The sequence below is a fragment of the Nitrospirota bacterium genome, from assembly GCA_023229435.1.
Lineage (GTDB): Bacteria > Nitrospirota > UBA9217 > UBA9217 > UBA9217 > JALNZF01.
In genome coordinates this window covers 1-25,837 of the sequence record JALNZF010000036.1, presented here as the reverse complement: position 1 = coordinate 25,837, position 25,837 = coordinate 1, and the positions used below count along the sequence as shown (strand labels likewise).

The window sequence follows — 25,837 nt, the reverse complement described above, 5'->3', positions numbered from 1 at the left end:
CGAATCATCCTTGGAGAAAGTATCTGAAACTAAAACGAAGAAACCAGGAACAGCCAATCACTGTTCCCTAAAACCGGACATTTCTATTTTGGTAACAATAGGACATTTCTATTTTGGCTTGACACTGTCTAATTATGTATTTGACATTATGTCAGATATGACATATATTGAGTAGCAAGATGATGAAGCCAAAACCCCTTGTCTGGCTGCACGGCGAAGTGAAGACCCCGCCGCTTTCGACGGAAGCGCGAATCGAGGCAGGGTACCTTGTGCGGCGGTTGCAAAACAGCGAACGGTTGTCGCTTCCCTCTTCCAGACCCATGACATCCATATGCGCGAGATGTCATGAACTGAGGATCAACGACAGGGACAAGACATGGAGAATTATATACCGGTTGGATGACGACGCAGTCGTGATCCTGGAGGTATTTGAAAAGAAGAGCAGGGCAACTCCGAAGAATATAATCGATATCTGTAAGAAAAGAATTATTTCTTATGACAGCTGTGAGAGGTGATAGCCGTGAAAAAAGAGAAAATCAAAAAACTTGAGAAGCAAGGTTGGAAAGTCGGTTCAGTGACTGACTTTCTCAAATTGAGCCGTGAAGAGGAAGAGTATATTGAGATGAAGCTCGCTCTTTCGAATTATTTTCAGGAACTGCGAAAGAAAAGGCACCTTACACAGGTGCAGGTTGCGGAGAAGATAAAATCGAGCCAGTCGCGGGTGGCCAAGATCGAGCGTGCCGAATCGTCCGTGTCGCTTGACCTTATCGTGCGGTCGATCTTTGCCCTCGGTTCTTCAAAGAAGGAAATCGGCAGGATCATTCTTGCGAAGACGGCATAAAGCCCATGTTAGGTCTCTCACCAGGAATCTCTTAGCAAAACAGTTACTCGGGAGGATTGAAAAGTCTCAGACGTATCAGCTTTTTGGCGAGGTTGTAAATATCCGTGCTGCTTCCTTCCTTGCGAATCCCGACCGCAACGATAGAGACCATGATCTTGTCGTTCATCACGCGATAGACGATCCGGTAACGCTGCCCTGCTGCCCGAAGGCTCCGGTAGCCGGATAATTCCGCAACAAGCGGTTTCCCCTGTTTCTCCGGTTCTTCAATGAGATCATCGATACGCTTGACAATAAGATCACGCACACGCCTGTCGGTAATGTCTTTGAGCATTTTCAGGGCTGTCCGTGCAATGATGATTTTGTAGCTCATGCCGCCAGTTCCCGCTTTGCCTTTTCCCATGCCACTCCCTTGCCTGCGGCGATCTCTTCGATCCCTTTATGCAGGGCGGCGGTCATTTCCTCATCGCCGAGTATTTCCAGGGTTTCCATGATTGACTCGAAAAGGTCCCACGGCATGACAGCAAGCACCGGCTTACCCCGGCGGGTAATGGCCACGGCGCTGTGCTTTTTCTCCAGTTTCTCCGGCATGGCGGTGAGCTCATTTCTCGCTTCGCTCATGGAATAGTTTTTCATCTCTTTAAGCATGGCACCTCCTCCTGTACCAATAATTGTACAGATATCTGTGCAGAATGTCAACAGGATAGGTGTTTTGAAGGGTCAAAAAAAATCGAGCAGTGTGCTGATCGTGGTGAGATCAACACACTGCTCGTCAGTTGAATGCGTGGTTCTAAAAAAAGACTATTTACGGCAGCGTGATCTCTCACGCTGTTTGAAAACGCTTTGCGTCGCGTTCTATGCCCGGGCCTTGTCCTGTTTCTTCTCATACCACTCCATGAGAAGGAACATCCCGACTGCGAAAGCAATGACGGGAAGAATGATCACCCAGTGGTTCACTCCCGCGAGCTTCGGCAGCGTTGCCGCACCCATGTCCGAGGACACGTAGAATTCCTCGAGGACAGGAAAGAGTACAGCGAACAGAAGGGAACCTGCCCCGACCCCGATTATCGTTACCAGCGCATCAAGCCGTCCCGAGGCCAGTCCTACCACAGCCGTGCCGGGACAGTATCCGCTCACGACAAAGCCGACTCCGAACAGCGCTCCACCCACGATTTGCGGCCAGAAGAACGTCGGCACGATCCAGAACTTACTCATGTCTATAAGATTGAGATCGATAAGCAGATACAGGCCTATTACTGCGACAACGATACCGGTGAACATTACCTTGGGTACCGAAAAATCCCGGAGGTAAAAGACCCCGGTCAGTTTATGAGGATTTCCCAGTCCTCCCCGTTCCAGAGACAGACCGAAGAAAAGGCCGAATATAACGGCCAGTCCGAGACTGACTTGCTGACTAACTTCAAAGGGACCTATCATGACCATAACCTCCTGAATAATGCGGCGATGATGAAGCCGGCCGCGAACATTGAGATGACAAAGATCCACCCTGACACCGCGAGTTGAGCGCCTCCCGAAAGGGCGATTCCGCTGGTGCATCCGCGGGCCAGCCTCGCCGCAAAACCGATGAGCATCCCGCCCACGAGCGAGGTGAACAGCCGATTTCTCACGCTCATGGATTTGCCCCTATCCAGCAGTACCTTGAAATTCCCGGACAGCGAGGCACTCGCCAGCGAACCCACAAAGAGGCCGCCGAGTAGAAAAAGATTCCAGTTTATGAGTGGAGCGAGGGGAGTTATATACTGTTCAAAATATGTCAGGTGGCTGATAAAGTCGGGAATCACAGAATAGGTGCTCTGGGCTGTCACGAGGGTTATGGCCCCCGATGCTCCCAGCCCGCGTCCCGCGATGTAAAACGTCGCTAAAAGGGTCAAACCAAGACATATCCCGGCGACATAGGGTGACCAAAATCTCTTATCTTTCATACTATCCTCCAGTCTAATAACCATGAATATAGAAAGCCCAAATGCTTAGTTGCATAGTTTCTAAACTCTTAATATATACATTTTTCACCCGTCATTGTCAAGAATAACTTATGGATTCGTCAGTTCATCAGTTCAATGATGAGAGGCGTAATCACTGAAAAACATGAAAAATAATTAAACCTTATAAATCAATTAATTAGTTGGTTGGTTAATAAATCCGCTTCTACGCCAAAGAGCAATTCAATTTCAGTTACAAAGGCGTCAAGGCTTTTTATAAAAGAAGATAAATGGTTCTTTCGTGTTTTGGTTGAGGATATGTTGATGGTCTGTACTCTATTATAGCTGTTTTCGTGAAGAGTCGCCAGGACGCAAAGAAGGGGTGAACATGAAAAAAGGGGGAGAGTTTAAATCTCTTAATAAATAATAGGTTGACCGAAAACGGTTCATCCAAGGTTTATACGCTTGTAAAAAGTCTAAATCTTACATATTCCGTCATTCCCGTGCAAACGGGAATCCAGTTTTTTCAGGCAGATTCTTGACCCCTGGATACCCGTATTCGCGGGTATGACGATTTTCCCGATGCCGTCAAAGTTGTCAGGATCAGGGATTCAACAAAAATTCGTCAGAGTCTGTTCTCCCGTCAGTTACAAAGACCCGCCTTCCATCGATCTTCAGCCTGCCCTCGGCGTACAGATGGATGGCCCGGGAATAGATCTTGTGTTCCTGCTTCAGGATGCGTTCCGAAAGGCTGTCTACAGTATCGTTGTCAAGGATCGGCACTACAGCCTGGATGATGATCGGGCCGGTATCCATCCCTTCTTCAACAAAGTGGACAGTGCAGCCTGAGAACTTAACACCGTGGTCCAGCGCGGCTTTCTGCACATGGAGACCGGGGAAGGCCGGCAGGAGGGCGGGGTGGATATTCAGTATCCTGTTGGGGAAAGCCTTGATGAGGGTCGGTGTGATGATTCGCATAAAACCGGCGAGACAAACAAGTTCCACATTGTTCTTTTGGAGTTCCTTGACGAGCAAGGCGTCATATTCGGCCCGTTTCCCCTTGAACCCGATAGCGCTTATATGGATGGCCGGGATGTTGTGCTTTCGTGCGCGCTCGAGGGAATAAGCATCGGGCTGGTCGCTGATCACGGCAACGATCTCGGCCGGGAGAAGACCATTTTCAATATTGTCTATGATGGCCTGGAGGTTTGAGCCGCGACCGGATACGAGAACGCCAAGTTTTACTTTTTTCATGAAGAATCCTCGCCGAGAACCCTGAACCCTATCTCTCCTCGTACTTCACAATTGACTTGCCCTTTACGATCTCTCCGATGAGATACGCCTGTTCGCCGAGTTTCTTTGCCTTCTTCATCACCGCGTCCGCCTGTTTGGCCGGCACGGCGAGGATCATGCCGATGCCCATGTTGAAGTCCCGGTACATCTCGTCGTCATTTACGCCGGCCTTTTTCCTGACCAGGGGAAATATGGGATGAATGTCCCAGGTCCCTTTACGGATGAGGGCCTGCGTTCCTTTCGGGAGCATGCGCGGTGTGTTTTCCGTGATGCCGCCGCCGGTGATGTGCGCCATGCCGTGGATGTCGAAGTCCTTCATCAGTGCCATCACTGATTTCGCGTAGATCCTCGTCGGCGTCAGCAGTACCTCGCCCAGGGGCCGGTTGGCCAGCTCGGACAGGGTGTCGTTCATGCCGTAGCCGGATTTTTCGAGCAGGACCTTGCGCACGAGCGAAAAGCCGTTGCTATGGAGTCCTGAAGAGGCGAGGCCGATGAGCGCGTTGCCCGGCTTGATCTTTGATCCGTTGATGATCTTCTGCTTTTCAACGACGCCCACCGCGAAGCCCGCAAGGTCGTATTCGTTCTCGGCGTAGAAGGAGGGCATTTCCGCGGTCTCGCCGCCGATGAGCGCGCAGCCGGCCTGCTTGCAGCCTTCCGCGATGCCCTTGACGATGTCGGCGTGCTCCTGCGGCTTGAGCCTGCCCGTGGCAAAGTAGTCGAGGAAAAAGAGCGGCTCCGCGCCCTGGACGACGATGTCGTTCACGCACATGGCAACGAGGTCGATCCCAACGGTATCGTGCCGGTTCGTGAGGAAGGCGATCTTGAGCTTGGTGCCGACACCATCGGTGCCGGAAACGAGGACCGGGGCCTTGTATTTTTTGAGGGCAAAGAGCCCGCCGAACCCGCCGATGTGCGTCATGACCTCGGGCCTGAACGTGGATTTTACATACGGTTTTATCTTCTCGATGAAGAGGTCGCCTGCATCGATGTCAACGCCCGCGTCTTTGTAGGTTATGGCCATACGGTGTCCCTTCCGGATTTTTCCGAGATACTACCTGTAATGCACAGGGATGTCAACCCCGTTATTTTCATTGAAGACTCTTTGAAGTTATGAAATAACGCGTCAAAATATCAGGCAATACGTGCGTATGCTGTTGCGAGAAGTGCATCCATTGTTAATCCATGACCTCCTTACCCCAGTTCACGATAAAGATCCGTCATCTTCTGGAGCAGGGCGGACAGTTGTCTTGCCTTTCGGGAAGGGCCGTCGTTCAGTGCCTTGAGAAGCGGTTCGCAGAAATACCAGGTGCATTTGAACGGCCTCATCCATCTGGGCTGAACACATCCCCGCGGGCCCATCGCTTCACAAGGCCCTTCGAGCGGTCTCCCCTGATCGCGCGGCGGCACTTCCACTCCCAGCGCATGCAGGTACACGCTGTCGTTTTCCCGAAACATCCCGTGCCTCTGCCGGCAGCAAACCTCCGCGCAGACCGGGCAGACCTCCCGGGTATAGTCCTCGATCATAGGCGATGAGTCGACCAGGAGCCGCTTGAGTTGCTCTGCGATGATCGTGCGTTTCTCGTTCATGGGCGACAAAGTCATGGCAGGGAGACACGGAAAAATGCACTTTAGAATATTCAGGATATTCTCTGCGCTTTCTGTGCTTCAGCGGTTAAATTTTACGTATTACGCGTCCATCAAAGTTACCATAGCGCAAAAGCATCGGGAAAGTCAAGCAAAGGACATGAACAGCAGGTATGGAAACCAGCCGTTATCTGTGGTATATATACTATACTATGAATGTAACGAAAAAAACCGAAAACTGCAGTGTCTGCGGTTCAGCGCTTGAATATCTGCACCATTCTGAAAACCTTGTGTGCATCTATTGCGGGGCACCAGAACAGGGGCATGTCAAATGTCCGGAAGGGCATTTCAGCTGTGAGGCGTGTCACCGCAAGGACGCGATGCAGTTGATCGAGGGTGTGATCGTTGCGACGGAACTGCAGGATCCCGTCGCGATAGCCGAGCTCATGATGGGCCATCCGAACCTTCCCATGCTCGGATGCGAGCATGCGTACATTGCCGCGGGGGCTCTGATGGCGGCGCTCAAGAACTCTCCCTATGGGAAAGGCAAGATCACGGATGCGGACATCCGCGAAGTGCTCGACAGGACCGCGAGGCAGGCCGTGAGCGGTTACTGTGGGCTTACCGGCATGTGCGGTATCGCGCCGGCCATCGGCGCGTGCTTTTCCGTCTTCCTCGGTTCCCGGTGCGGCTCGGATACGGAGCAGAGGATCACCATGAACGCGGTGATCAAGGTCTCGCAGGCAGTCGCCGAACTTACGGGGCCAAGCTGCTGCAAGGCCTATGTGCGCGCGGCGCTTGCGGAGGCGGTCACCATCTTTGCGGAACGGTTCGGCATCCTGCTTCCCGTGGAGAAAACCCCGATCGTCTGCAAAGACAGCGACAGGCATCCGCACGGGTGCCGGGAACAGCGGTGCCCCTACTACCGGAAACCCGACAGGGATATTTTTACTGATCCCATTCACCTGCCAATCATGGCCTGTCAATCCTGAAAGCCCGTCTGATCCGTCCGGTCCGGACGGAGCTCGGTTTTTCCCCGTCAGGGAAATACCATCTGGACAGATGTGATCTGACAGGTTATACTGCAATACGGATCAACTGACAGCCTCAGGGACCATCTCTCAGAGCGCAGTATCGTATCCATTGCCGACATGTTTACCTTGCTTGAAAATATTCCGCTTGAATATCCGATCTATTTATTTTACGGTGGCGCGTTTTTTCTGTTGGGCGTCTCGATTGCCTTAAAGAACATGGAGTCGAGTGATCTGCAGCTCGCCGGCAACCTGTGGCTTCTGGGGATGTTCGGATTTACCCATGGCGCCCATGAGTGGCTGGAACTGTATGAATTAATGGGGGGCGAACGCCTTTCGCAGCAGGAGATATCCACACTCGCGCTGATCACGGCATTTATGACCGTTCTCTCGTTCTTTTTTCTCTTGCGGTTCGGTCTCTCCCTCATCGGTACGACCCTGCGACGAATACGACCGATGAAATTGTTTTCAACGGGGCTCTTCCTCGCATGGTTGCTCTTTCTCTTCCACCGCGGGTTCTCTCCCGGTGTCGATTTTCTGAAGGGCGCGGAGCTCATCGGCAGGAATATCTTTGGTCTCGCGGGCGCTCTTGCCGCGGCTTACGGCCTGATCGCCTATTCACGCGAGATCAAGGACCTCAGCGGACCAGGTTCGCTGCAACTTCGTCATGCGGGCATCATCTTTATTTTCTACGGCGTCTTTGCCGGCGTGATTCATTCTCATTATTCGCTGCCGGTTGTCGGTGTTCCGGTCGAGATCTTGCGCGGACTCTCTGCCGTTCTTATCACCTACTTCATCATCAAGGCAATGACTATTTTCGAAGTTGAAGCGCAGAAAAAGCTGGCCTATCAATTGCTGAGACTTGGTCAGTCCGAAAAGCTTCAGTCACTCGGACAGCTGGCGGCCGGCATTGCCCATGAGATCAATAATCCCCTGGCCAATGCCGTGCTCGGCATTCAGACCGCGAGGAAACGGGTGACCGGGACGGCCTTGCCGGATCAACAGGTCATTGAAAGGCTGGATGCCGTCGAAAAAAATATTGACCGAGCATCGATCATTGCCCGCGAACTGCTGCAGTTTTCACGGCAACGGGATGCCGAGGCTGTTCCGTTCAATGTGAACGATGTAGTACGCGGGGCGTTGACGCTCATGAAATACAGACTGCGGGACACGGTTATTCACCACGATCTCGGTCCGGTTCGGGAGGTGACAGGTGATCTGAGCAAAATGGAGCAGGTCTTCATCAATCTCCTGTCGAACGCGGCGGACGCGATGCCCGAGGGCGGGGATATTTTCATTACCACCGGGCTGCAGGGCGACGATGTCGAGATACGGATATCCGATACCGGCTCCGGCATCCCCCCGGAAAACCTCTCGCGGGTGTTCGATCCGTTCTTCACGACCAAGGAAACCGGCTCGGGCACGGGGCTCGGGCTCTCCATTTGCTACGGCATTGTGAAGCAGCACCGGGGGACGATAGAGATAGACAGCACGGGAGGAAAAGGGACGACCGTGACGGTCCGCCTTCCGGCCGGAGGTGCATCATGAAGCGAATTCTTGTCGTGGACGATGACCGGGAACTGAGATCGAACCTCACCTTTGTGTTGAAGGAAGCGGGATACGATACCAAGGAGGCATCTTCGGCACGGGAGGCCGTCGAGCTGGCGATAGAAGAAGATTTCGATGTCGTGCTGCTCGACGTGGTCATGCCGAAATCGAATAAGATCGACTCCCTCGCGGAACTGAGACGGGTCTCGCCGCGGTCCAAGATCATCATGATCACCGCCTTCGCAACCATTGAAAACGCGGTGGATGCCATAAAGCGGGGGGCCAGCGACTATCTGTCCAAACCGTTCAAGATCGATACGCTGCTTACCACGATCAGGCGCGTTCTCGAAGAGGGACGTTTCGAAGTGCGCGGCACTTCCGAAAATGTTGATTGCCTCCTCAGCGCCCTCTCGAACCCCATCAGACGGAAGATCCTGAAGCTCATCTCACAGAGGAAGAGCGCGCGGCTCATGGAACTCTCCCGGGAACTTGATATTGAGGACCATACCAAGGTGATCTTTCATCTCAAGATCCTGAAAGAGTGCGGTATCATCGAACAGGACAAGGACAAAACCTATTCGCTGTCTTCATCAGGCGAGGGGACTTTGAACTGCCTGAAACTCGTAGAAAGCCATTTGTCGAAAGCTTGAGTGCATCTCAATCCCACCCGGTGACAATCGCCGTTCTTCATTTTATTTGTCAGACTCCTTTCGTTTTCTAATTTTTAAAATCCTTCGAATGGTCTAACGGCATTCAGGAATGGACTGCATGTCTTCCCTGCGTTTGCTCCTTTCTCATGCCCCAATTTTGCATGTGAAGACTTCTTCACACCATGCAGGACCCAGTGAACACAAATTTACTGGATTATGCGGGGCAGGAGAAGTTACAATCTGCCCATACCGAATAGTTACAATTTAATTGCAGCAAGCTTTTTTCCCGTTCATTTTCATTTTGCTCATTATCACACCTGTTCTATGGACCTCGAATTTTATAAAGACCATAGTGTGATGGCGCTGATGAACTGAGCGGTAGTGGCGCGTTTTTTACGCATAATACGGAGGTCCCGCATCCCGGATGCGGCAACCGGAAAGGTCGTATGAAACATAGCCGAACGCTGACGCCGGTGTCCAGATTAGAAAATGGCGTGCTATTCCCGGTTGGACTTTCCTCGTTTTTCATCGTTGCCTTTCTTCCTCTTTCTACCCCTCTGAGGAGCGCTTGCCGCTGCAGCTCGTCCCGGCCGAACCACCCTGTTTGCGCACTCTATGCATCCGCGCTGACCTTGTTTTACGGAATCGTACAAAAAGCGAATGCACTGCCCATACCGGCTTTATTGGACATCTCTTTTGTTTCTGAATCCGCAAAGCATTGTTTCAGAATTTTGGTCAATTCTCTGATTGCCCGCGCGCCACCTGCCCCGATGACCTTGCAAAAACCATGTAAACCACACTCTTGCTTACAAAATAAAGGAGGATCACATCGTGAAAAGAATTTCTAGCACATTGGTAGCGCTCGTACTTATTACCGGGTTGGCCCTGATCTTGCCGGGCAACAGCTTTAGCGCCAAGCCGGGCGGCGGAGGCGGTGGAGGAGGAGGAGGAGGATCAACTACTACTCCTCCGAAAAACGCTTTCAACATCATGATGAACTACGAGCTTGGCATGCACTGCACCGGATTCGAGTTTTCGTATTGTTGTGTGCTTCCGCCCTACAATTCCATCCTGGCGCAGGTAGTGAGGACCGAAGCGGTCGGCGCAAAGCCCATGATGCTCCAGGCCGACCCGAGGGTGGGGCTGGATTTTTTGGGACGGCCCACCGTGGTGCGCGACCTCGCGCTGGATACCAGCGGCAATTTCAAGAAATATGTGCTCCGCTACTGGCATGATGCCCAGCCCCGGAACGACGGACGCGGCGCTTCGCAGACGAGTACGCTCATCAGCAAGGTTGAACTCAACTCGCTGATGATGTGGAACACGCAGGTTGACGCGGCCGCCACGGACAGCAATAACAGGCTGGTTTACGGCCCCTCCGACGGCCAGCTGAATGTTGTACAGGGGAACGGCAATTATACCGACCCCGAGGACAACTATGCCAACGGGATTTGGAACCATTTGTACATCTACAGCGACCTGGAGGGAGGCAACACGGCCAACACCAGCCTCGATAAGAACAAGATCCGCCTGGGTTCGCGGAACTTGAACTCGGCGGTTCAGTTCGCAACGGTCCTGCCGGAGAACAGCGGTCCCGCGTTCCACCCCATGGGGCCCGGATCGACACCGGGTCTGAACAATGTCCTGACCTTCTCCGGCGACAAAGGCACTGTGGTCTTCACCCAGATGAAGGTGCTGGAGAACCTGCCGGTGACACTGACCTCTCCGCGCATCTGGGAGGCATTGGGCCTGCCGCTGACTCCTTTTGAGGATAGCATCAGTTTTTTTAATGACCCGGGAAAGGTGACGGAGGAGACGATCCGGCCTTTTGTTCAAATGAAGGCCCAGTTGCATAATTACGATCCGGGCCAGCCGGGCGGCATCGGCACACCGGTGCTGCAGAATGGCAGTCCGATCATTGGTTTGGGGACCGCCCCGATCGATATTCCCAACTGTGAACGCTGTCACGCGCTCGGCGACGGCGCCTCGGTCAACAGCCCGCAGAACGGCCGTTCCGGCGTTGCGGCGATGGTGGCTGAAGAGATGGCTTTCTGGAACACGTACTACAATATTGACGTTGCCGCCGGCGACTCGGACTGGTATTCACGGCTGAAGGGAGCGGCGATCAGCATCCTGGCGATCCACGACGAGAAGCACGGGACGTCATTCACGGCAAATTACCCGGGCACCGGGTCCGGCAGGACGCAGACCATCCGCCTGGGGCATGAAAGCGTGATGTGCCAGAAGTGTCACGCGGACAACGTGATCGCCGTGGTTAAGTCGGCCACGCACGGGTCGACGGGAACGCTGATCCCGCCGATAACCGAGGCCATTCACAACAATCACAAGGACCTCGTGTTCGCCGACTCGAAGGGCCGCAATGGCGCGTGCCAGGGCTGCCATCCGGCGCACCGCTCCGATGGAGTGGTCGACGATACGTATCCGATCACCAGACTCGGACTGAATGCCTTTGCCAGCGGGGACAACCGTGATGGCGTGGGCGGCTGCTATGCGAATCGTGATGTACACGCCAACAGAAACAAGGACACGGACGGCGCGGGAACACCGAGTCATCTGAACGCGGTCGGTAGTTGGCTTCTCACCAATGTGGCCAATGACACCGGGACCTGGAAGGGCATCTGGTGCACCAATTGCCACAGCCAACTCAGCCAGGAGATCTGGAGATCTGAGAATATGGCGGATCTCGTTCACGCCACGCCAGGACAGGCAGGAAACGTTCGGGAGCCTAAAGTCGGTGCTACGCTGTCCGATGTGGCTTTTGCCGCAGGGGTCTCTCTCTCGCAGGCCACTGCCTGGCTCGATCCCAAGACGAATGACGATACCTATGCCTCCTGGAACAAATCGGATGTACAGGATTATCCGGATGCCAATGTGGCCACGATCGAGATACTCTCCTCCGGTTCGCCCAAGGTCACCTTTGACGGAGATAGCGACCCGAGCGTCCGCATTCTCGACTTCTGCACCACATCCGATTGTGTGGCTGCGGCCCAGGTAAAATTGAATGCCGAAGGCCAAGGCAGCATAGCGGCAGCAGTACCGTTCTCAGCTGCCACGGACGGCCGCGATCACTGGTTGTCGCCGGGTGAACCTCACTGCGCGGATTGCCACGCAGCGCCGTACGTGGAGCAGAGCGGCAACATCAATGCCTTCCCGCCGTTCAACTACCCGCGGAAGGCCTCGCTGTTCCGCTATTCCCGTGGTCACCAGGACATTACGTGCCAGGGCTGCCACGAGTCGACGCACGGACTCTATCCGGTCGTCGGGAATATCGACACGACCAGCTATGCCCAGGCAGCCGGCATGAACACCGACGGCTCGCATGGGCCGCTCAAGTGCGGCGCCTGCCACATTGCAAACAGCAGCGGTGTGGATAGCGCGGTGGCCAATCTGACCTTCCAGGGGACATCGATCGCCGGCAACTTCGATGCCGCGGTCTCCTGGATGCACACCTACACGGATGAGTCGGATCCGCGCGCCAGCATCTGCCTGCGCTGTCACGGTGACAATCGTGCCCTGATCTCGTCAACCAACGGGAAGTGGACTAGCCATGCCAAATCGGGCCGAGTCTCAAGGGAGACCATGGACAAGGTGGAGATCCTGCAGCTCGGTCATGTGAGCGGCGATCCTGCCTTCGAGAATCCATTGAACACGTTATGCAAGACATGCCATGGCGACAGATCCAGAAGCATTTCCTGCAGCAGCATCAAGTGGAAAAACCATCTGGTTGAGGGCCGCGCATCCGGGTCGGTTTGGGAGTACATTTCGACGAACAAGACCGGAAGTACCTGCGGATATTAAACATAGAGTAAGATCAAGTTGGAAGTGAGCAACTGGGAAACGGAGGGGAATTCCTTCCCCTCCGTTTTTTTGTCCGGCCTGTTCAAGATTGTCCTGAAGCAACCGCATTTGGCACGCAAGGCGGATATCTATGGACTATTTAATAATTTTCACGATTCAATGCAAAGTGCAAAGATTTTTATGGTAAGATAGATTGTTTCTCATGAGCATCCTGAATGATGGGGATGATTCAGGGGCAGGCTCAGGAGAAGGTATTACTTTGATTTTTTATCCAAGGAGAAATAGTATGACAAGATCATGGAAATTGACCGTTGTGAGTTTTTGGGTGTTCTTGATTGCCATCGTTGCGCCGGCAGCCCGTGCCCAAGAGCCGCAGGACGTGATCGCCCGGGTGGGCGACCAGACCATCTCACTCCACGAGATCGACACCATGATCAACAGCTCCACGGTCGTAGGTCTGGATATCCCGGCCCCGGGCACGCCTGAACGCAATGCGGCCCGGCTCAGTCTGCTGGACAAGATGATCTCAGCGGACCTGCTCTATCTGGATGCGCTTAAGACAGGTCTGGACAAAAATCCGGATTATCAGCAAAAGGTCAAGACCTTCGAGGATAACGTTCTTGTTTCCCTCTACAAGGAAAAGGTGCTGAAGGGGGACCTGCCGGTGTCCGAGTCGGAGGTCCGGGATTACTATAAGAAGAATATCGCTGCCGGGACCGAGCTGACCGATGATGTGAAGCTGGGAATCGAGGCAACGATCCGGAAAGAAAAATTCAAGGCCAGGAACGAAGGGATGAGGCAAAAGATCAGACAGGGCGTAAAGGTGACGGTCGTAACCAAGGAGCTTGAACCGGCCGGGGATTCTTCCCGGAAAGCGTCCGTGATCGTAGCCAGGGTCAATAGCGAAGAGATCCACTGGGGTGAAGTGAAGGCGTCCGTGACGTCGGGAGCAGGCAAGGATCCCCAGAAGCAGCGAATGAATGCCCTGGACGGATTGATCGATGAGAGGATCATGGCGGCAAAGGCCCGGGAGATGGGGCTTGAAAAGGATCCGGTCTTTCAGGCACGGGTAAATGAGTTCAAAAAGACGAGTCTGGTCAATCTGCACCAGGGAATGCTTTTTAAAAAATTCTCACCCCAGGATTCCGAAGTCAGGTCCTACTACGAGAAGAATAAAAACAAGATAATCCAGCCGGAGGTACGCAATGTCCAGATGGTGGTGCTGAAAACCCGGAAGGAGGCGGAGGATATCAAGAAAAGGATAAAATCCAAGAAGATGACCTTCTTCGAGGCTGCGCGGGATTATTCGATAGATCCAAATGCCAAGCAGAACCTCGGCCAAATCGGCTGGGTCAAACAGGGGACCGGCTTCCCGGACCTGGATAAATTGACCTTCTCTTTGAAAAAAGACCAGCTCGGCGGACCCGCGGAGACTCCGGTAGGCTGGCATCTGGTCAAGGTCCTGGATATCCGGGACGCACTGTATACGAATATCAAGGACAAGAAAACTCTGGACCAGACCCGTCGGACACTGATGCATGAGAAACTGGACCAGTACACGGCCAAGCTGAGAAAAGAAAAGTTCACGGTGACGGTTTATGAGGATGTCTTTGGCCGGCTCGTCGACAAAGAAGCAAAGACGATAACTAACGAGGCTGCCAGATAAAAGAGTAGGGCATGGCAAGATAACAGTAAAACCTGAAAGAACAACTCTGTGTTCTCTGCATCGTGATCCGATTTTATCCCGTTGCCTCGTTAAGAAGAAGGGCTGCAGGCCTGGTATGACGCGGGCGGGCTATTGGGCCCCCGTACTATTCTTTGACGGATTTTCCGTAGTCCATGTTTGCGAACGTTTAGCGGCTTCTTCGATAAAATCGCAGTCCGGGGCTGCCTCAGGCGTTGACGCATCGCGTTTGGATTGACACAGGGCCAAAGCCTGTTGGTAGCTTTTCTTTGCCGGTTCAAATTCCCGCTTTCCCTGCTGCGCAATGCCAATGAGGTACTGCGTGGCAGAGCTGTCAGGATGTTTGCCCAGGTTGTTCTCCAGAAGGGTGAGGGCCGCTGCCCAGTCGCTGTTCCTGAGATACCTTCTTGCCTTGACCAATTGTCTGTTCGATTCATAACCGGTTGAATCGGTTGCGGTGATAAACACCTCGCGAAAAGGCTTGGGGTCGATATGGTCAACAAAGGAAGAAACCGATTTTTTAACGGTTGACTCGAATAAGGGATCACTCTGCCATGATGCATCGAGCTTACCGGTCAGAAATGGATCGGGGACAGATGCTCCAGGGATTTTCGATGCAACCTGTCCTTCCGTGTTTCCCGCTGTTGTCGGCATATCCGGGGTTTTGTCCCAATCATTCGTGCATTCCTTGGTACGCCGGGATGAAGAGATCTCTTCTTCAAAGAGTTTGGCGCCGTCGCTTGCGCGCCAGATCGTAAAGAGGGTGCGAAGCGAGCCCGTTATTATCGTGCAGGAAAGGACGACCCCGGGTCCTTCAGGACGAACCTGGCGCCAGGGCGCGCTCGTCTCCTTCTTCCATTCGATCACCCGGGGCGATAGTACCATATCAATGTTAAGGCCCTGCACCAGTTTCGGGTCTTTCCACAGTTCCTGGATCGAATGACCCGTCCGGAGAAGATATTCTTCCAGTTCCTTGTTCGTCGGCAGACGGTAATAGTCAGCTTTGCGCAGTTGTTTTTTCAACTGCAGGCCGAGAACAACTTCCTGGTATGAGGTTTCGGGAACCGTAACGATCATGCTGCCCGTTGCCGGCAGCGACAGTCGGGCGGGTTGTGGTATGTCAATATAATGACCGGCACACCCTGAAAAGAGACCGGCAAAGATCAGCAGCCACAAACCGCGCAGAACTGCCAAACTCGACGATCGGCGGGCACGACGGCACACTGTTGATGCATGTTCTTTCATGTGAGAGACATGTATCAATACCTTCATGTTCATGATTTCTCCTTGACCATAGAATACGAGTGCTCTGTTTTATTAGACCCTCGCACTATATCGACGATGTTAGAAAGGACGTGTTCCAATTGGAACCCACTATATCCTTTTTATGGTTTTCCGTCAATGCTGCCTTTTGCAAAGAAACATGACAATGTGACGATGGCGGTATTCAACAAGGTTGCTGACGCAGGCGGGATCCGTGAGGACGACCTGGACAAGATGAAGGACAAGGTAGATTTATCACAGATCAGGGTCGTGGCGTACACGGGTTGCTTTCCCAACTGGCCCGTATATACGACGCCGAAACTGAAAAAAACCTTGTCGGCGAAGGTCAGAGCCGCGCTGCTTACTCCTCATTTTCCACCTTGACCGGTATCCCCGACCTGCTTTTCCCCAGTTTGATCTTTAATTCCCGTTCAGGGATGTTCACGGAGATGTTAATATAGCTTATCATGGCGAGAAATACCGCGAACAACAGGAGTCCCGACGCCACCGAGTAGGCACGCGCATAGGAACCGGTCGCGTCGGCGATCTTTCCGGCCAGCATCGGGCCGAAGATCCCTCCCACACCCCACGAAGTAAATAATATCCCGTAGTTCAGCCCCAGATTTTTTGTCCCCCAGTAATCAGCCGTTGTTGCAGGGAAAAGGGCAAGACAAGCGCCGTAGTTGAAGCCTACAATTGCTGAACCGAGAATAAAGTCGTTCACCGAGGTGAACAGGGGGAAGAAGAACATGACGAGGGACTGCATGGTACAGACCAGGGCTATCGTCACCACTCTGCCGATATAGTCCGAGACCAGGCCTGCCACAACGCGGCCCCCGGCGTTGAAGATCGCGAGAAGGGCAACAAAGACAAAACCGATCTTTATCGTATTTTCGGACTGGACCGATACGATCTTTGCAAGGTGTCCGATGATCATCAGGCCGGCGGTGGCAGCACAGGCAAATTGAATGTAGAGTGAATAGAACGACGGTGTCTTGAGCATCTGTTGCCATGAATAGTCTTTTTGAAGGGGCTTCACCGTGCCGGCCGTCATTGGTCCTTTTTGAGACGGAAGGGGAACCGGCGGGTTCCTGATGAACTGCGCCAACACCACGGTTATCGCCATAAAAGCGATGCCGAGGATCCTGAATGAAGTGCCGATTCCGTAGGTCGCCAGAAGGTACTTCGAAAGGGGGGCGATATACACAGGCGCAAGCCCGAAGCCGCCTACGACGAGACCGACAATAAGCCCTTTCTTTTCAGACGAGAACCATTTCACTGCGGCAGGAGTTGCAGCAGAATACCCTAGTCCGATGCCGGTCCCGCCTAATACGCCGAAACCGATCGCGGCAAAGAAGATACTGTCAGGTGATGCAAAACTCGCGAGAATGAGCCCTGCGCCGGCGAATATCGCGCCTGCGGTGGCAACGATGCGCGGTCCGAATCTGTCCTGAAGACGGCCGGCCGGCACCATCACGACGGCAAAACAGGCTATCGCGATCGTATAGGGAAGGGTTGCATTTGTTTTCGACCACCCAAAACCGTTGTTCTCGATTGATTCGGTAAGCTGTTTGCTGAACATGCTCCAGGCGTACAAAATACCGAGCGTCAGGTTCAGTCCCATTCCCGCAAACGCAACGACCCACCCTTTTTCCCCCATGGTTTTATCCCCCCCCATTTATATATCGAGAACTGATCCAAAGTACATATAAGAATTTTAAATGACTATATATTAATTAATAGAAATTAGCAAGTGTAACGTTACAGTTTGTAGCATTTGAGTTATATATTGATCATAAAATGGTAATCAATCGTGCTGTCCTGAACGGTTCATCCTGCAGGAATAGAGGCGAAATTTATTGGGTCTTTCGTGTTTTGGTTGAAAGAATCCTGACAAACCTCTGAGGCTAAGAGAAAGGCAAAGATTTATCCGCAGATTACACAGATTTTCAAAACCTTTTCAGCGTGTTTTTTAAGACGTAATCTGCGTTAATCTGCGAAATCTGCGGATAGGTATTTCCGATCTGCCTGCCTCTATGGTGCTGCATTGCCTTTTCAACTTTTATACGAATGAACCAATTTATTCTTGAAAAGTGACATAAATTACATTACATTTTATTTTTTTAGTGTATAATCAAACCAATGCACATACCTTTATCATCAACAGGAGTCCGAATAAAACGAATTTTTTATTGTCTTGTATTTGCAATCCTGCTGTTGTCAGCGGTGCAGCCCGCCTATTCTTTTTCACGGAAGGGCATCGCGGCAAAGGCGTGGATCGTGATCGATGAGAATGACTCGGTACTTTCCGAGAAATTTCCTTCGGCCAAGCTTCCACCCGCCAGCACGGTAAAACTCGTGACCGCCATGGTGGCCCTCGATCGACTGGATCCGGCAGCCAGCGTGACGGTGAGCAACAGGGCCCGGGCAGCCCGCTCCGGAAAGCCCAGGCTTTTGGCGTACGATGTGCTGTCCGTCTCAGACCTTCTCCATCTGGCACTCATGAGGTCCATCAATTCCGCCGCCGTGGCCCTTGCCGAAGCGGCGGGCGGTTCAGAGACTGCGTTTGTCGCATTGATGAATCAGAAGGCAAAAGAGATTGGGGCCAAGGATACCCATTTTGAGACCGCCTCCGGCCTGCCCAAAGGCAGACAATATACAACGGCCCGCGATCTGACGATCATTTTGAAAAAAGCGCTCACGTACCCGCTCATCCGGGAGATCCTCGGGAAAAAAGAATGGCTGGTCAAAACAGCGGCAGGCAGGGAATTATATCTTTCGAATACGGATAATCTGCTGTGGTCCCGAACTGACATGATAGGCGGGAAGACCGGCTTTACCTGCAACGCGAGGCACTGCTTTGTGGGCGCCATTGATACGGACAAGGGTCTTATTTACACGGCTGTTCTCGGGGCCCCCTCGCGCAGCCGTTTATGGAAAAGCGCGCTGATGCTCGCTGAGATCGGAACGCGTCTGCAGCCGGATAGATTATTACCCGTCTCCTTCGATCCGCTGGTGCATCTCCCCAGAAGGGATATTCTCAGATGGAAGTCGGATCACGCCATGAATAAAAGCTTACCGGGCAATGACGCCGGTTTTCAAGAACAATTCGCATATCCTGACCTTGCGTTTTGACGGACTCTCGTTCCTCTCCTCTAAGGTCTACGCTGTACTCTCTTTCCCCGTGCAGGGCTTCATAAATCTCTTTCTTCTCAAAACTCGATATTAGGCCGGAGGATGAACTTGAAATCGTCTTTTCCCCGGCCTGCGGCCAGCACGGTTGGCAGGAGAATATCATTAGGAATAGGTGAATGGGAAGTTGAAAGTGAGGAGAACAAAGTTTACAGTTCGATGTTCAAGGTTCAACGTAAAAGATCAGGGAACAGTGTTCAATGAACGATGAGCCTCGATCCTATCTCCCGAACATTGAACCGAGAACCCTGAACGAGTATTACACCAACGCCGGTTCTCTCAGTTTCACCGATACCACGCGGGAACAACCCGGTTCTTCCATGGTGATGCCGTAGAGCGCGTCGGCCATCTCCATGGTCCGCTTGTTGTGCGTGATGGTGATGAACTGTGAGCGGGTGCTCATCTCGCGGATAAGGCGGGTGAAGCGGGTGACGTTCGCTTCGTCGAGCGGCGCGTCGACCTCATCGAGCATGCAAAAGGGGCTCGGTTTTACCAGGAAGGCCGCGAAGAGCAGGGCAATGGCCGTCAGCGCCCGCTCACCGCCCGACAGCAGGGTGATGTTCTGGAATTTTTTACCCCTGGGCTGGGCGATGATCTCGATGCCCGATTCGAGGATGTTCGATTCGTCGAGAAGCACGAGCTCGGCCCTGCCTCCTTCGAACAGGAGGGCAAAAACCTCCTTGAACTTCTCATGGATCGCGTTGAAGGCCTCGCTGAAGAGCTCCCTGGTCTCACCATCGAGCTTCGCGATGGTGGCCTTGAGGTTGCTGATGGACTCGTTGATGTCGCTCTGCTGGGCGCTCAGGATGTCGTACCGCTCCTTCAGCTCGTTGTATTCCTGCAGCGCATCCACGTTGATCGGACCCATCTGTTCGATCTTCTGGCGCAGGTCTTCGACCTGTGCTTTTGATCCTTCCAGATCGATCTCGAACTGTCCGAGTTCCTGGACCACGATATCGAGTTCGGTGTGATAGGTATTCCATATGGTGTCTTTCAGGTGCTCGATCCTCATGCGGAGCTCGGTGCGCTTGACCTCATTCGCGGAAAGCCTTTTCTGAGCCGCCTCAATGTCATGACGAACCTCCCGGGCCTGTTCCTCGGCGGCACGGAGCGCATGGATCGTTACCGCATGAGCTTCCTGTTTTGAAACAAGGACACGGCGTTCCGCTTCGAGGACGCCGATATGTCCCTTGATCTCGGTCTCGGCGTTCGTGATGGCGGATTCGAGCTCAATGAGCTTCGCGGCGATGCCGGTGATCTCAGCCTCGCGCTTCGCAAGACGCTCGGTCATTTCCGTTTCCGTCAGGACAAGCGTTGCGATGGTCCTGGCAGCCGCGGCCTGTTTTTCCTGAAGCGCGGTGAGTTCCATTTTGAGCTCAGTGATCGCGGAGCGCGCCGCATCGAGCCCTTCCTTCTTGTGAGAAAGTTCACCCTGGATCGCCTCGATGTTCGACTGGGCGTTCGAATGGCCGGCCTCGAGGTTCCGGAGTGATTCCTTCGATTGTTCAATGCCGGTGTTCAGTTCCTGCCGCAGGGCCGCTCGTCCTGTTGCCTCGGTATCGAGCGTTCTGCTGCGTTCTGCTGCGCGGCCGATGTCGTCCCTGACGCTCGTGTGGTCCTTTTCGCCGTTCACGAGTTCGAGTTCCATACGGTGGATCTGCTGGGAAAGCTCTGCTTCGATCCTGGTATCCGACGCGATCGATGCTTCGACGGACAGCAGTTCCACTTCGAGCACCACGATCCGGGCCCTGAGCTCAGCCAGCTCGTGTTCAATGTCCTTGATCTCGCGGCGCTTGGTGAGCATGCCGGTTCCGGTCGAATCGACGGTGCCGCCGGTGACCGCGCCCCACGGGTCCACGATCTCTCCGGAGAGGGTGACAACGGTCTTGTCGAAGCCGTTCTTCTGCCACAGGTAGAGTGCGGTGTCCATGTTGTCCACGACGACCACGTCGCCGAGCAGATACTGGGCAACACTGCTGTAGGTGTCCTTGTAGCTCACGATATTCAATGCCGATCCGATGACGCCGGCATGGCCGTTCTTCCGAAAGGGCTCTGATTTTACCTCGCGCGTTTGTCTGGGCAGAAAGGTGCCCCGGCCGCCGCTTTTTTCCTTGAGGTAATCGATGGCCTTGAGTGAATCGGTCTGGGAGTCCACCACAACGTACTGAAGCCGGTCTCCGAGCACGGCCTCGATCGCGACCTCGTACTTCGGTTCGGTCTCGATCATGTCCGCCACAAGGCCGTGGATGGTCCCGAGGTTTCCCGCCGATGAAGCCTCCTTGCGCGCGGACATGACGGTCCGTACTCCCTTCTGGTAGCCTTCAAGGCTCTGTTCCAGTTCGAGCAGGGAGCGGAGACGGGCGCTCTGGCCCGCGAGCATGTTCTTGCTTTCATTCAGGCCCGCTTCGAGCATTTTTTTCTTCGCGATCGCCTGCTCCAGCCGGTCAACAACCTCCAGGCGCTCTTCCCGGGCCGCGTTCATTCGGACTGCCAGCTCTTTGATCTCGCTTTCCTTTCCTTCAAGACGGGAAGTGAGTTCAGCGAGCCTCTGCTCCAGGTCCTTCTTTTCAGAAAGGTCGCGGGCGTCCTGATCGTCCAACTGCGCGATGCGTGCTTCAAAGTTCACGATCCTGGATCTCTCCGTGGCCGAGCCCGTCATGGCGTTCAGGATCCCGGTCCTGGTCTCCTCGAGCAGGAGCTCCTGTTCATTAAGCGCACGGAAAAGAGATTCCTGGTCAGAAGTCCTGTCGCTCAACACGGCGTTCTTCTCGTTTATAGACAACGCCAGCACCCCGAGTTCTTCCTCGTGTCGCGCTTTAAGCGCGACTACCCGCGCGGTCTCCTGTTTCAGGTACTCACTGTCCGCGAGATCGCGGCCGCGCTGTTCAATAAGCGCCGCGATCTGACTTTTCGACATCTCCACGCGATGCTCGGCGCGGCTGAGCGCGGTCTCGGTCTCGTGTATCTTGTGCTGAAGAGTCCCGAGTTCATGTTCAGCGGACAGGGAATCCGCCCTGGTCTCCTCGATGGTGGACTCGATCCTGCCGAGGGAGGCGTGCAGAGACGTTACTTCGTCTTCCAGCTTTTTGAATTCCTCCGATGACGCGGTCCACTCGGCGCCGAGAGCGGAGTAATCAACGGAGGCCAGACGGAAATCGAGGTCCTTCATCTCCGCGCGCAGTTTTTGGTAGCGCTCGGCTTTCCGGGCCTGCCGGTCGAGAGAATTGACCTGGCGCTTGACCTCGATGATGATGTCATTCACCCGGAGCAGGTTCTGGTTGGTCGATTCGAGCTTGGAGAGCGCCTCCTGGCGGCGCGCTTTGTATTTCATCACGCCTGCCACTTCCTCGAACAGGAACCTGCGGTCCTGCGGTTTGCTGGAGAGGATCTGGTCCACCTTGTCCTGCTCGATGATGGCGTGTATCCTCGCGCCGACGCCGGCATCCATCATGAGATCGCGGATGTCCTTCAGGCGGCAGGGGATCCGGTTGATGAGGTATTCACTTTCGCCGGAGCGGTAAAGGCGGCGGGTGATCTCGATCTCCTGATAGTGACCGAACTCTGAAGAGGCAAAGGTCCCATTGACGTTCGACAGTCTGAGGGTCACCTCGGCCATGCCCAGAGGCTTGCGGCTCTCGCTTCCGTTGAAGATGACATCTTCCATCTTGTCGCCGCGAAGATGTTTGGCGCTCTGTTCGCCGAGCACCCAGCGGATGGCGTCGGAGATATTGCTCTTGCCGCAGCCGTTCGGGCCTACCACGGCTGTTATGCCCGGCTGGAACGCAACTACAGTCTTGTCTGAAAAGGATTTGAAACCGATCATTTCAAGGGTTTTCAGCTGCATAGGCCACCTCTTTTAAACAGACGGGCAGATGATTTGTTACATACTCACGTTCAACGTTCCAGGTTCATGGTTTAAGGTTGAAAAGCTAACCCTGAACCTTGAACCCTGAACCATATTTAATATCTATTAACTTATCCGTTTATATCACATGAATGAGGGTTTGTAAAGGGGAAAATAACAACTTGAGGTAGCTATTCCCAGAGGAGGCACAATATATTGTGGTTGTGGAAAACCTATATTTCACGCTGTTTCAGTCGTTCCAGACCGATTTTCATGGGTAAAAAGAGGGCAAGAATATTAATGGTCAGGACTGCGATGATCGAACCTGAAATGGAGACCCATCCCGAAAGCCTGATGTGGTAACCAAGGGTTTGGGAGGTGAATATTTTATACACGGGCCATGCCTCAAGGGCGATCACGACGCCGATAAACAGCATGGTCAACAGCATATACACGATGCCGCCGAAACCCGTGGGTATCTGCGCCACGTTCTCGTGCTTGAACCTGGGGAATACGGCGCCCAGGCCGACGCCGAGGGCCGTGATGCCGAAGGTCATCAGGAAGACCGTAATGATGCCGAGCCACATCATAAAGGGCGTTACCTTGAGCAGGGTGTTCGAGAGCACGATCAATATCTCGGAGAGCACCAGGAGCGGCAGCAGGCTGCTCCAGAACTTTGCCCAGAGAAAATCCCTGAGCGACAGCGGTGCGGACCTGATGATCCAGAACGAAGCTCCCTCAAGGCTCACCGCGGGGAACACGAACCGAATGGCGACTGACGCGGTCACGAACCCCACCATGCCGAGGTTCAGGAAGGAGATCAGGTTCTGGAGAAAGAAACTCGGCATTATCGCGCGCTCCAGGGGCAGGAGCTTGAAGCTGTAAATGTACACGACCATGAGCGCGAAGATGAGGAAGAGCTGCGACCACTGCGATGTATCGCGGAAGAAGAGCTTTATGTCCTTCAATATGATGGCGCGCATCTTTCCCCGGAACGGCAGGACGGTGAAGCGGAAGAACGCCTCCGCAAATCGCGAGCGCGAGATCGGAGATTTTTTCCCTTCCTGGGAACGGGACCAGCCGGTGTAGTAGATCTTTCCACAGACCCACTCCCCGATCACGATACTCGCGCCGGCAGTGCTCCAGAGCATGAGCAGATAAAAGAGGGCATCTCCTTTGATCCGGCGGAGCAGGGGGGAGAGCGTTTCTGTTGCCCAGAAGCTCGGCAGCAGGGGCGAGACCGGAGCGCGCATGGCGGTCAGGTACTGGACGAGCGAGGGAAAGGTATCAGGGTCAACGAGTTTCTCGGGTTTGAGCATGCGCATCATGATATACAGGACCATGAAGAACAGCAGGCTCAAGAGCACCAGGACGTCCTTGGCCCTGCGGGCAGGGAAGGCATTCACGAGCAGCATGGTCGCCATGATGCCGATGCCGGCGGGGATGATTAGAAAGGGGATGATGGTGAACAGCAGGCCGACGTAGTAGAGGATCGACGCCTTGAAAACCATGCCGTAGGCGATGAAAACCGGCAGTCCGTAGATGAGCGTGATCCATGATGAATCGACGATCGTCTCGATGAATTTCGCGCGAAAGATGGACTCGATCTTTATCGGTACGGAGTGCAGAATATCGAGTTCTCCCGAGAGGTAGAAGGTCGAAAGCGACGTGACAATGTTGCTGAACACGAGGATCGAAAAGAACGTCAGCAGTACCATCGACATCAGCCGGAGCGCAAGAAGGTCGCCCAGGCCTTCGATGGTCCTGAAGTAGGAGAGGACCTTGAAGGATATGCCGTACATGAAAGCCCAGAAGCCCAGGCCGAGCAGACCAAGGACCGCTGTTTTCAACCCGTCGCCGGGGGCGAGGCGGGTAAGCCTGTTCTTCAGGGCAAGATATCGAGGGGTGAGAAGGAGGAGCATAGTATTCTCTGATATGTAAGGGCGATGCCCGCATTCTGAGCAATCACGCGATCCCTATGCGTTCCGATCACCACACTTTACGGATCGTCTTGAGTCCCTTGAGATAGTCTTCGTATTCCAGATTGGCCTCGACGCCGTATTCAGCGAGCAGGTCCATCATCTTCGAGAGCGACACCCCGGCCAGTCGCGCGGCCCGTTCCAGGGACACCTCTTTCTTTCTGTACTTTTCCACGGTGAGCATGGTCCTGCCGAGGTCCACCAATTCCCGCACAGCGGTGGACATGTCGCCCCGCTCTTCCTTTGCCCGGGAAGAAAGAAATTTAAAGTCGTCGTCATTGATGCGTATGCTCAAAGTTTTTGTCGCCATACTATGAACCTCCCTTTATCAGTCGGACTGCGTCTTCGATGATCGTCTTGCGGTATCTGCCGACTGTTTGCAGCTTTTGTAATTTGACAAGCCCCTCATCTTTATCAATCATGCCTTTTTCAACAGCGCGCACCAGCACAGTGACGGCCGTAATAAATTCAAGTTTAAGCATTTTGCACGCCCGGATTGCATTCCTGTCGTCCGTTGCCACGATGGCGCTTTTGTGTTCAAGGGCGAGCGCCAATGACTCCGCCTCGCCGGCCTCGGAGGAGCATAGTGATATTATACACAACGGTGGTAAGCATACAAGTATTTTTGTAACTACTCAGGTTCAAAGTTCCAGGTTCACGGTTCAAGGTTGGAAAGCCGAAAAAAATAGAACAATTTTACAAGTAGACACCGCTAAACGAATTAAAAAAAAGATATGATGATAGGGATCAAAGCTCCTGGGTTGTTTCTTCAGCCTAAACTATGAACATTGAACCGTGAACCTGACAACCTGAGTAGTTGCGTATTTTCTAACAATCCCGCCGACCGAGAGGTGGTATCGGTGTCTGCGACTTCCAAAATCGATATTCTCTTCCTTTGGAAAGCCATTTAAGATATAATCCCGTGAATACTTCAGCTAAGGACAGCTTTTCATGATAATCATCCACACGATAAACGATTTACTCTTTAACCTTTTTCCGAAAGCCGTGGAGGGCGTAGGCCAACTGGGGCCAACTGGGGGCCAACTGGGGTCAGACTTAAAGATTGGCGTGCCCAGCGAAGGGCCGCACACACTTGCGGGTGCAAGTCCCGCCATGGCAATAAGCCAAAGCCATGTAGCTTGGATGGCAGGAGGTGAGGGAAACGTTGCCTT

Annotated in this window: 23 protein-coding genes; 10 read left to right on the top strand and 13 right to left on the bottom strand. The window is 53.5% G+C overall.

From position 1 onward, the window contains the following. Positions 1-179 precede the first annotated feature (179 nt). Positions 180-515: a type II toxin-antitoxin system RelE/ParE family toxin gene (locus tag M0R70_15370; protein ID MCK9420738.1), complete on the top strand. Its 336-nt coding sequence runs from the start codon at positions 180-182 to the stop codon at positions 513-515. Between the two features lie 5 nt (positions 516-520). Continuing rightward, complete coding sequence (locus tag M0R70_15365; GenBank protein ID MCK9420737.1) at positions 521-841, top strand: helix-turn-helix domain-containing protein; 321 nt, start codon at positions 521-523, stop codon at positions 839-841. Between the two features lie 43 nt (positions 842-884). On the opposite strand, the gene M0R70_15360 is transcribed toward M0R70_15365, so the two are convergent. The 7 genes from M0R70_15360 to M0R70_15330 form a co-directional block, all read right to left on the bottom strand. Next, positions 885-1,241, bottom strand: coding sequence for a type II toxin-antitoxin system RelE/ParE family toxin (locus M0R70_15360; protein ID MCK9420736.1), 357 nt, complete (start codon positions 1,239-1,241; stop codon positions 885-887). After that, entirely contained in the window at positions 1,208-1,486 is a 279-nt protein-coding gene (locus tag M0R70_15355) for a type II toxin-antitoxin system Phd/YefM family antitoxin (protein MCK9420735.1), read from the bottom strand. Before M0R70_15355 ends, M0R70_15360 begins: the two co-directional genes overlap by 34 nt. Before the next feature lie 207 nt (positions 1,487-1,693). Then, a complete protein-coding gene (locus M0R70_15350) occupies positions 1,694-2,275 on the bottom strand; it encodes a YeeE/YedE family protein (protein MCK9420734.1) in 582 nt (193 codons plus the stop codon). Then, the gene (locus M0R70_15345) at positions 2,272-2,781 is read right to left on the bottom strand and encodes a YeeE/YedE family protein (protein MCK9420733.1); all 510 of its coding nucleotides are present in this window, start codon (positions 2,779-2,781) and stop codon (positions 2,272-2,274) included. Before M0R70_15345 ends, M0R70_15350 begins: the two co-directional genes overlap by 4 nt. 600 nt (positions 2,782-3,381) lie before the next feature. Then, positions 3,382-4,032, bottom strand: a complete 651-nt coding sequence (purN, locus tag M0R70_15340; protein MCK9420732.1) for a phosphoribosylglycinamide formyltransferase — start codon at positions 4,030-4,032, stop codon at positions 3,382-3,384. 28 nt (positions 4,033-4,060) lie between these two features. Then, the gene (purM, locus tag M0R70_15335; GenBank protein ID MCK9420731.1) at positions 4,061-5,092 is read right to left on the bottom strand and encodes a phosphoribosylformylglycinamidine cyclo-ligase; all 1,032 of its coding nucleotides are present in this window, start codon (positions 5,090-5,092) and stop codon (positions 4,061-4,063) included. 170 nt (positions 5,093-5,262) lie between these two features. After that, positions 5,263-5,658 (bottom strand): hypothetical protein, encoded by a 396-nt coding sequence (locus M0R70_15330; GenBank protein ID MCK9420730.1) that lies wholly within the window; start codon positions 5,656-5,658, stop codon positions 5,263-5,265. A gap of 170 nt (positions 5,659-5,828) precedes the next feature. Here M0R70_15330 and M0R70_15325 point away from each other — a divergent pair, with 170 nt between their 5' ends. From M0R70_15325 to M0R70_15305, 5 genes are all read left to right on the top strand, one after another. Then, complete coding sequence (locus M0R70_15325; protein ID MCK9420729.1) at positions 5,829-6,647, top strand: DUF5714 domain-containing protein; 819 nt, start codon at positions 5,829-5,831, stop codon at positions 6,645-6,647. Between the two features lie 159 nt (positions 6,648-6,806). Next, on the top strand, positions 6,807-8,234 hold the full coding sequence (locus M0R70_15320) for an ATP-binding protein (GenBank protein ID MCK9420728.1): 1,428 nt from the start codon (positions 6,807-6,809) through the stop codon (positions 8,232-8,234). Next, positions 8,231-8,884: a response regulator gene (locus tag M0R70_15315; protein MCK9420727.1), complete on the top strand. Its 654-nt coding sequence runs from the start codon at positions 8,231-8,233 to the stop codon at positions 8,882-8,884. Before M0R70_15320 ends, M0R70_15315 begins: the two co-directional genes overlap by 4 nt. Before the next feature lie 831 nt (positions 8,885-9,715). Beyond that, positions 9,716-12,703 (top strand): hypothetical protein, encoded by a 2,988-nt coding sequence (locus tag M0R70_15310; protein MCK9420726.1) that lies wholly within the window; start codon positions 9,716-9,718, stop codon positions 12,701-12,703. Between the two features lie 286 nt (positions 12,704-12,989). Then, complete coding sequence (locus tag M0R70_15305) at positions 12,990-14,369, top strand: peptidyl-prolyl cis-trans isomerase (GenBank protein MCK9420725.1); 1,380 nt, start codon at positions 12,990-12,992, stop codon at positions 14,367-14,369. Between the two features lie 129 nt (positions 14,370-14,498). On the opposite strand, the gene M0R70_15300 is transcribed toward M0R70_15305, so the two are convergent. Beyond that, the gene (locus M0R70_15300; GenBank protein ID MCK9420724.1) at positions 14,499-15,659 is read right to left on the bottom strand and encodes a hypothetical protein; all 1,161 of its coding nucleotides are present in this window, start codon (positions 15,657-15,659) and stop codon (positions 14,499-14,501) included. Between the two features lie 129 nt (positions 15,660-15,788). On the opposite strand from M0R70_15300, the gene M0R70_15295 reads away from it, so the two are divergent. Then, the gene (locus tag M0R70_15295) at positions 15,789-16,034 is read left to right on the top strand and encodes a phosphate/phosphite/phosphonate ABC transporter substrate-binding protein (GenBank protein ID MCK9420723.1); all 246 of its coding nucleotides are present in this window, start codon (positions 15,789-15,791) and stop codon (positions 16,032-16,034) included. Here the strand turns inward: M0R70_15295 and M0R70_15290 are convergent. Further along, positions 16,012-17,310 carry an OFA family MFS transporter gene (locus tag M0R70_15290; GenBank protein MCK9420722.1) on the bottom strand — a complete coding sequence of 433 codons (1,299 nt, stop codon included), beginning with the start codon at positions 17,308-17,310 and terminating at the stop codon, positions 16,012-16,014. The two genes, M0R70_15295 and M0R70_15290, sit on opposite strands and share 23 nt — an antisense overlap. A 566-nt stretch (positions 17,311-17,876) precedes the next feature. Between M0R70_15290 and M0R70_15285 the strand changes: the two genes are divergently transcribed. Then, positions 17,877-18,785, top strand: coding sequence for a serine hydrolase (locus M0R70_15285; protein MCK9420721.1), 909 nt, complete (start codon positions 17,877-17,879; stop codon positions 18,783-18,785). Positions 18,786-19,101: 316 nt separating this feature from the next. On the opposite strand, the gene smc is transcribed toward M0R70_15285, so the two are convergent. The 4 genes from smc to M0R70_15265 all read right to left on the bottom strand — a co-directional run bounded on the left by smc (position 19,102) and on the right by M0R70_15265 (position 25,219). Beyond that, a complete protein-coding gene (gene smc / locus M0R70_15280; GenBank protein MCK9420720.1) occupies positions 19,102-22,686 on the bottom strand; it encodes a chromosome segregation protein SMC in 3,585 nt (1,194 codons plus the stop codon). 233 nt (positions 22,687-22,919) lie between these two features. After that, positions 22,920-24,608, bottom strand: a complete 1,689-nt coding sequence (locus M0R70_15275; protein ID MCK9420719.1) for a hypothetical protein — start codon at positions 24,606-24,608, stop codon at positions 22,920-22,922. Between the two features lie 67 nt (positions 24,609-24,675). Then, complete coding sequence (locus tag M0R70_15270) at positions 24,676-24,975, bottom strand: UPF0175 family protein (GenBank protein ID MCK9420718.1); 300 nt, start codon at positions 24,973-24,975, stop codon at positions 24,676-24,678. Position 24,976: 1 nt separating this feature from the next. Beyond that, positions 24,977-25,219: a hypothetical protein gene (locus tag M0R70_15265; protein ID MCK9420717.1), complete on the bottom strand. Its 243-nt coding sequence runs from the start codon at positions 25,217-25,219 to the stop codon at positions 24,977-24,979. A gap of 397 nt (positions 25,220-25,616) precedes the next feature. Between M0R70_15265 and M0R70_15260 the strand changes: the two genes are divergently transcribed. Continuing rightward, positions 25,617-25,837: hypothetical protein (locus M0R70_15260; GenBank protein ID MCK9420716.1), on the top strand; the 221-nt coding region annotated here is incomplete at its 3' end.

Excerpts from the sequence above, each read along its gene's own strand:
- M0R70_15370 (MCK9420738.1), top strand. The coding sequence starts at position 180 with ATGATGAAGCCAAAACCCCTTGTCTGGCTGCACGGCGAAGTGAAGACC.
- M0R70_15360 (MCK9420736.1), bottom strand. The coding sequence starts at position 1,241 with ATGGGAAAAGGCAAAGCGGGAACTGGCGGCATGAGCTACAAAATCATC.
- M0R70_15355 (MCK9420735.1), bottom strand. The coding sequence starts at position 1,486 with ATGCTTAAAGAGATGAAAAACTATTCCATGAGCGAAGCGAGAAATGAG.
- M0R70_15350 (MCK9420734.1), bottom strand. The coding sequence starts at position 2,275 with ATGATAGGTCCCTTTGAAGTTAGTCAGCAAGTCAGTCTCGGACTGGCC.
- M0R70_15345 (MCK9420733.1), bottom strand. The coding sequence starts at position 2,781 with ATGAAAGATAAGAGATTTTGGTCACCCTATGTCGCCGGGATATGTCTT.
- purN (MCK9420732.1), bottom strand. The coding sequence starts at position 4,032 with ATGAAAAAAGTAAAACTTGGCGTTCTCGTATCCGGTCGCGGCTCAAAC.
- purM (MCK9420731.1), bottom strand. The coding sequence starts at position 5,092 with ATGGCCATAACCTACAAAGACGCGGGCGTTGACATCGATGCAGGCGAC.
- M0R70_15330 (MCK9420730.1), bottom strand. The coding sequence starts at position 5,658 with ATGAACGAGAAACGCACGATCATCGCAGAGCAACTCAAGCGGCTCCTG.
- M0R70_15325 (MCK9420729.1), top strand. The coding sequence starts at position 5,829 with ATGGAAACCAGCCGTTATCTGTGGTATATATACTATACTATGAATGTA.
- M0R70_15320 (MCK9420728.1), top strand. The coding sequence starts at position 6,807 with ATGTTTACCTTGCTTGAAAATATTCCGCTTGAATATCCGATCTATTTA.
- M0R70_15315 (MCK9420727.1), top strand. The coding sequence starts at position 8,231 with ATGAAGCGAATTCTTGTCGTGGACGATGACCGGGAACTGAGATCGAAC.
- M0R70_15305 (MCK9420725.1), top strand. The coding sequence starts at position 12,990 with ATGACAAGATCATGGAAATTGACCGTTGTGAGTTTTTGGGTGTTCTTG.
- M0R70_15300 (MCK9420724.1), bottom strand. The coding sequence starts at position 15,659 with ATGAAGGTATTGATACATGTCTCTCACATGAAAGAACATGCATCAACA.
- M0R70_15295 (MCK9420723.1), top strand. The coding sequence starts at position 15,789 with ATGCTGCCTTTTGCAAAGAAACATGACAATGTGACGATGGCGGTATTC.
- M0R70_15290 (MCK9420722.1), bottom strand. The coding sequence starts at position 17,310 with ATGGGGGAAAAAGGGTGGGTCGTTGCGTTTGCGGGAATGGGACTGAAC.
- smc (MCK9420720.1), bottom strand. The coding sequence starts at position 22,686 with ATGCAGCTGAAAACCCTTGAAATGATCGGTTTCAAATCCTTTTCAGAC.
- M0R70_15275 (MCK9420719.1), bottom strand. The coding sequence starts at position 24,608 with ATGCTCCTCCTTCTCACCCCTCGATATCTTGCCCTGAAGAACAGGCTT.
- M0R70_15270 (MCK9420718.1), bottom strand. The coding sequence starts at position 24,975 with ATGGCGACAAAAACTTTGAGCATACGCATCAATGACGACGACTTTAAA.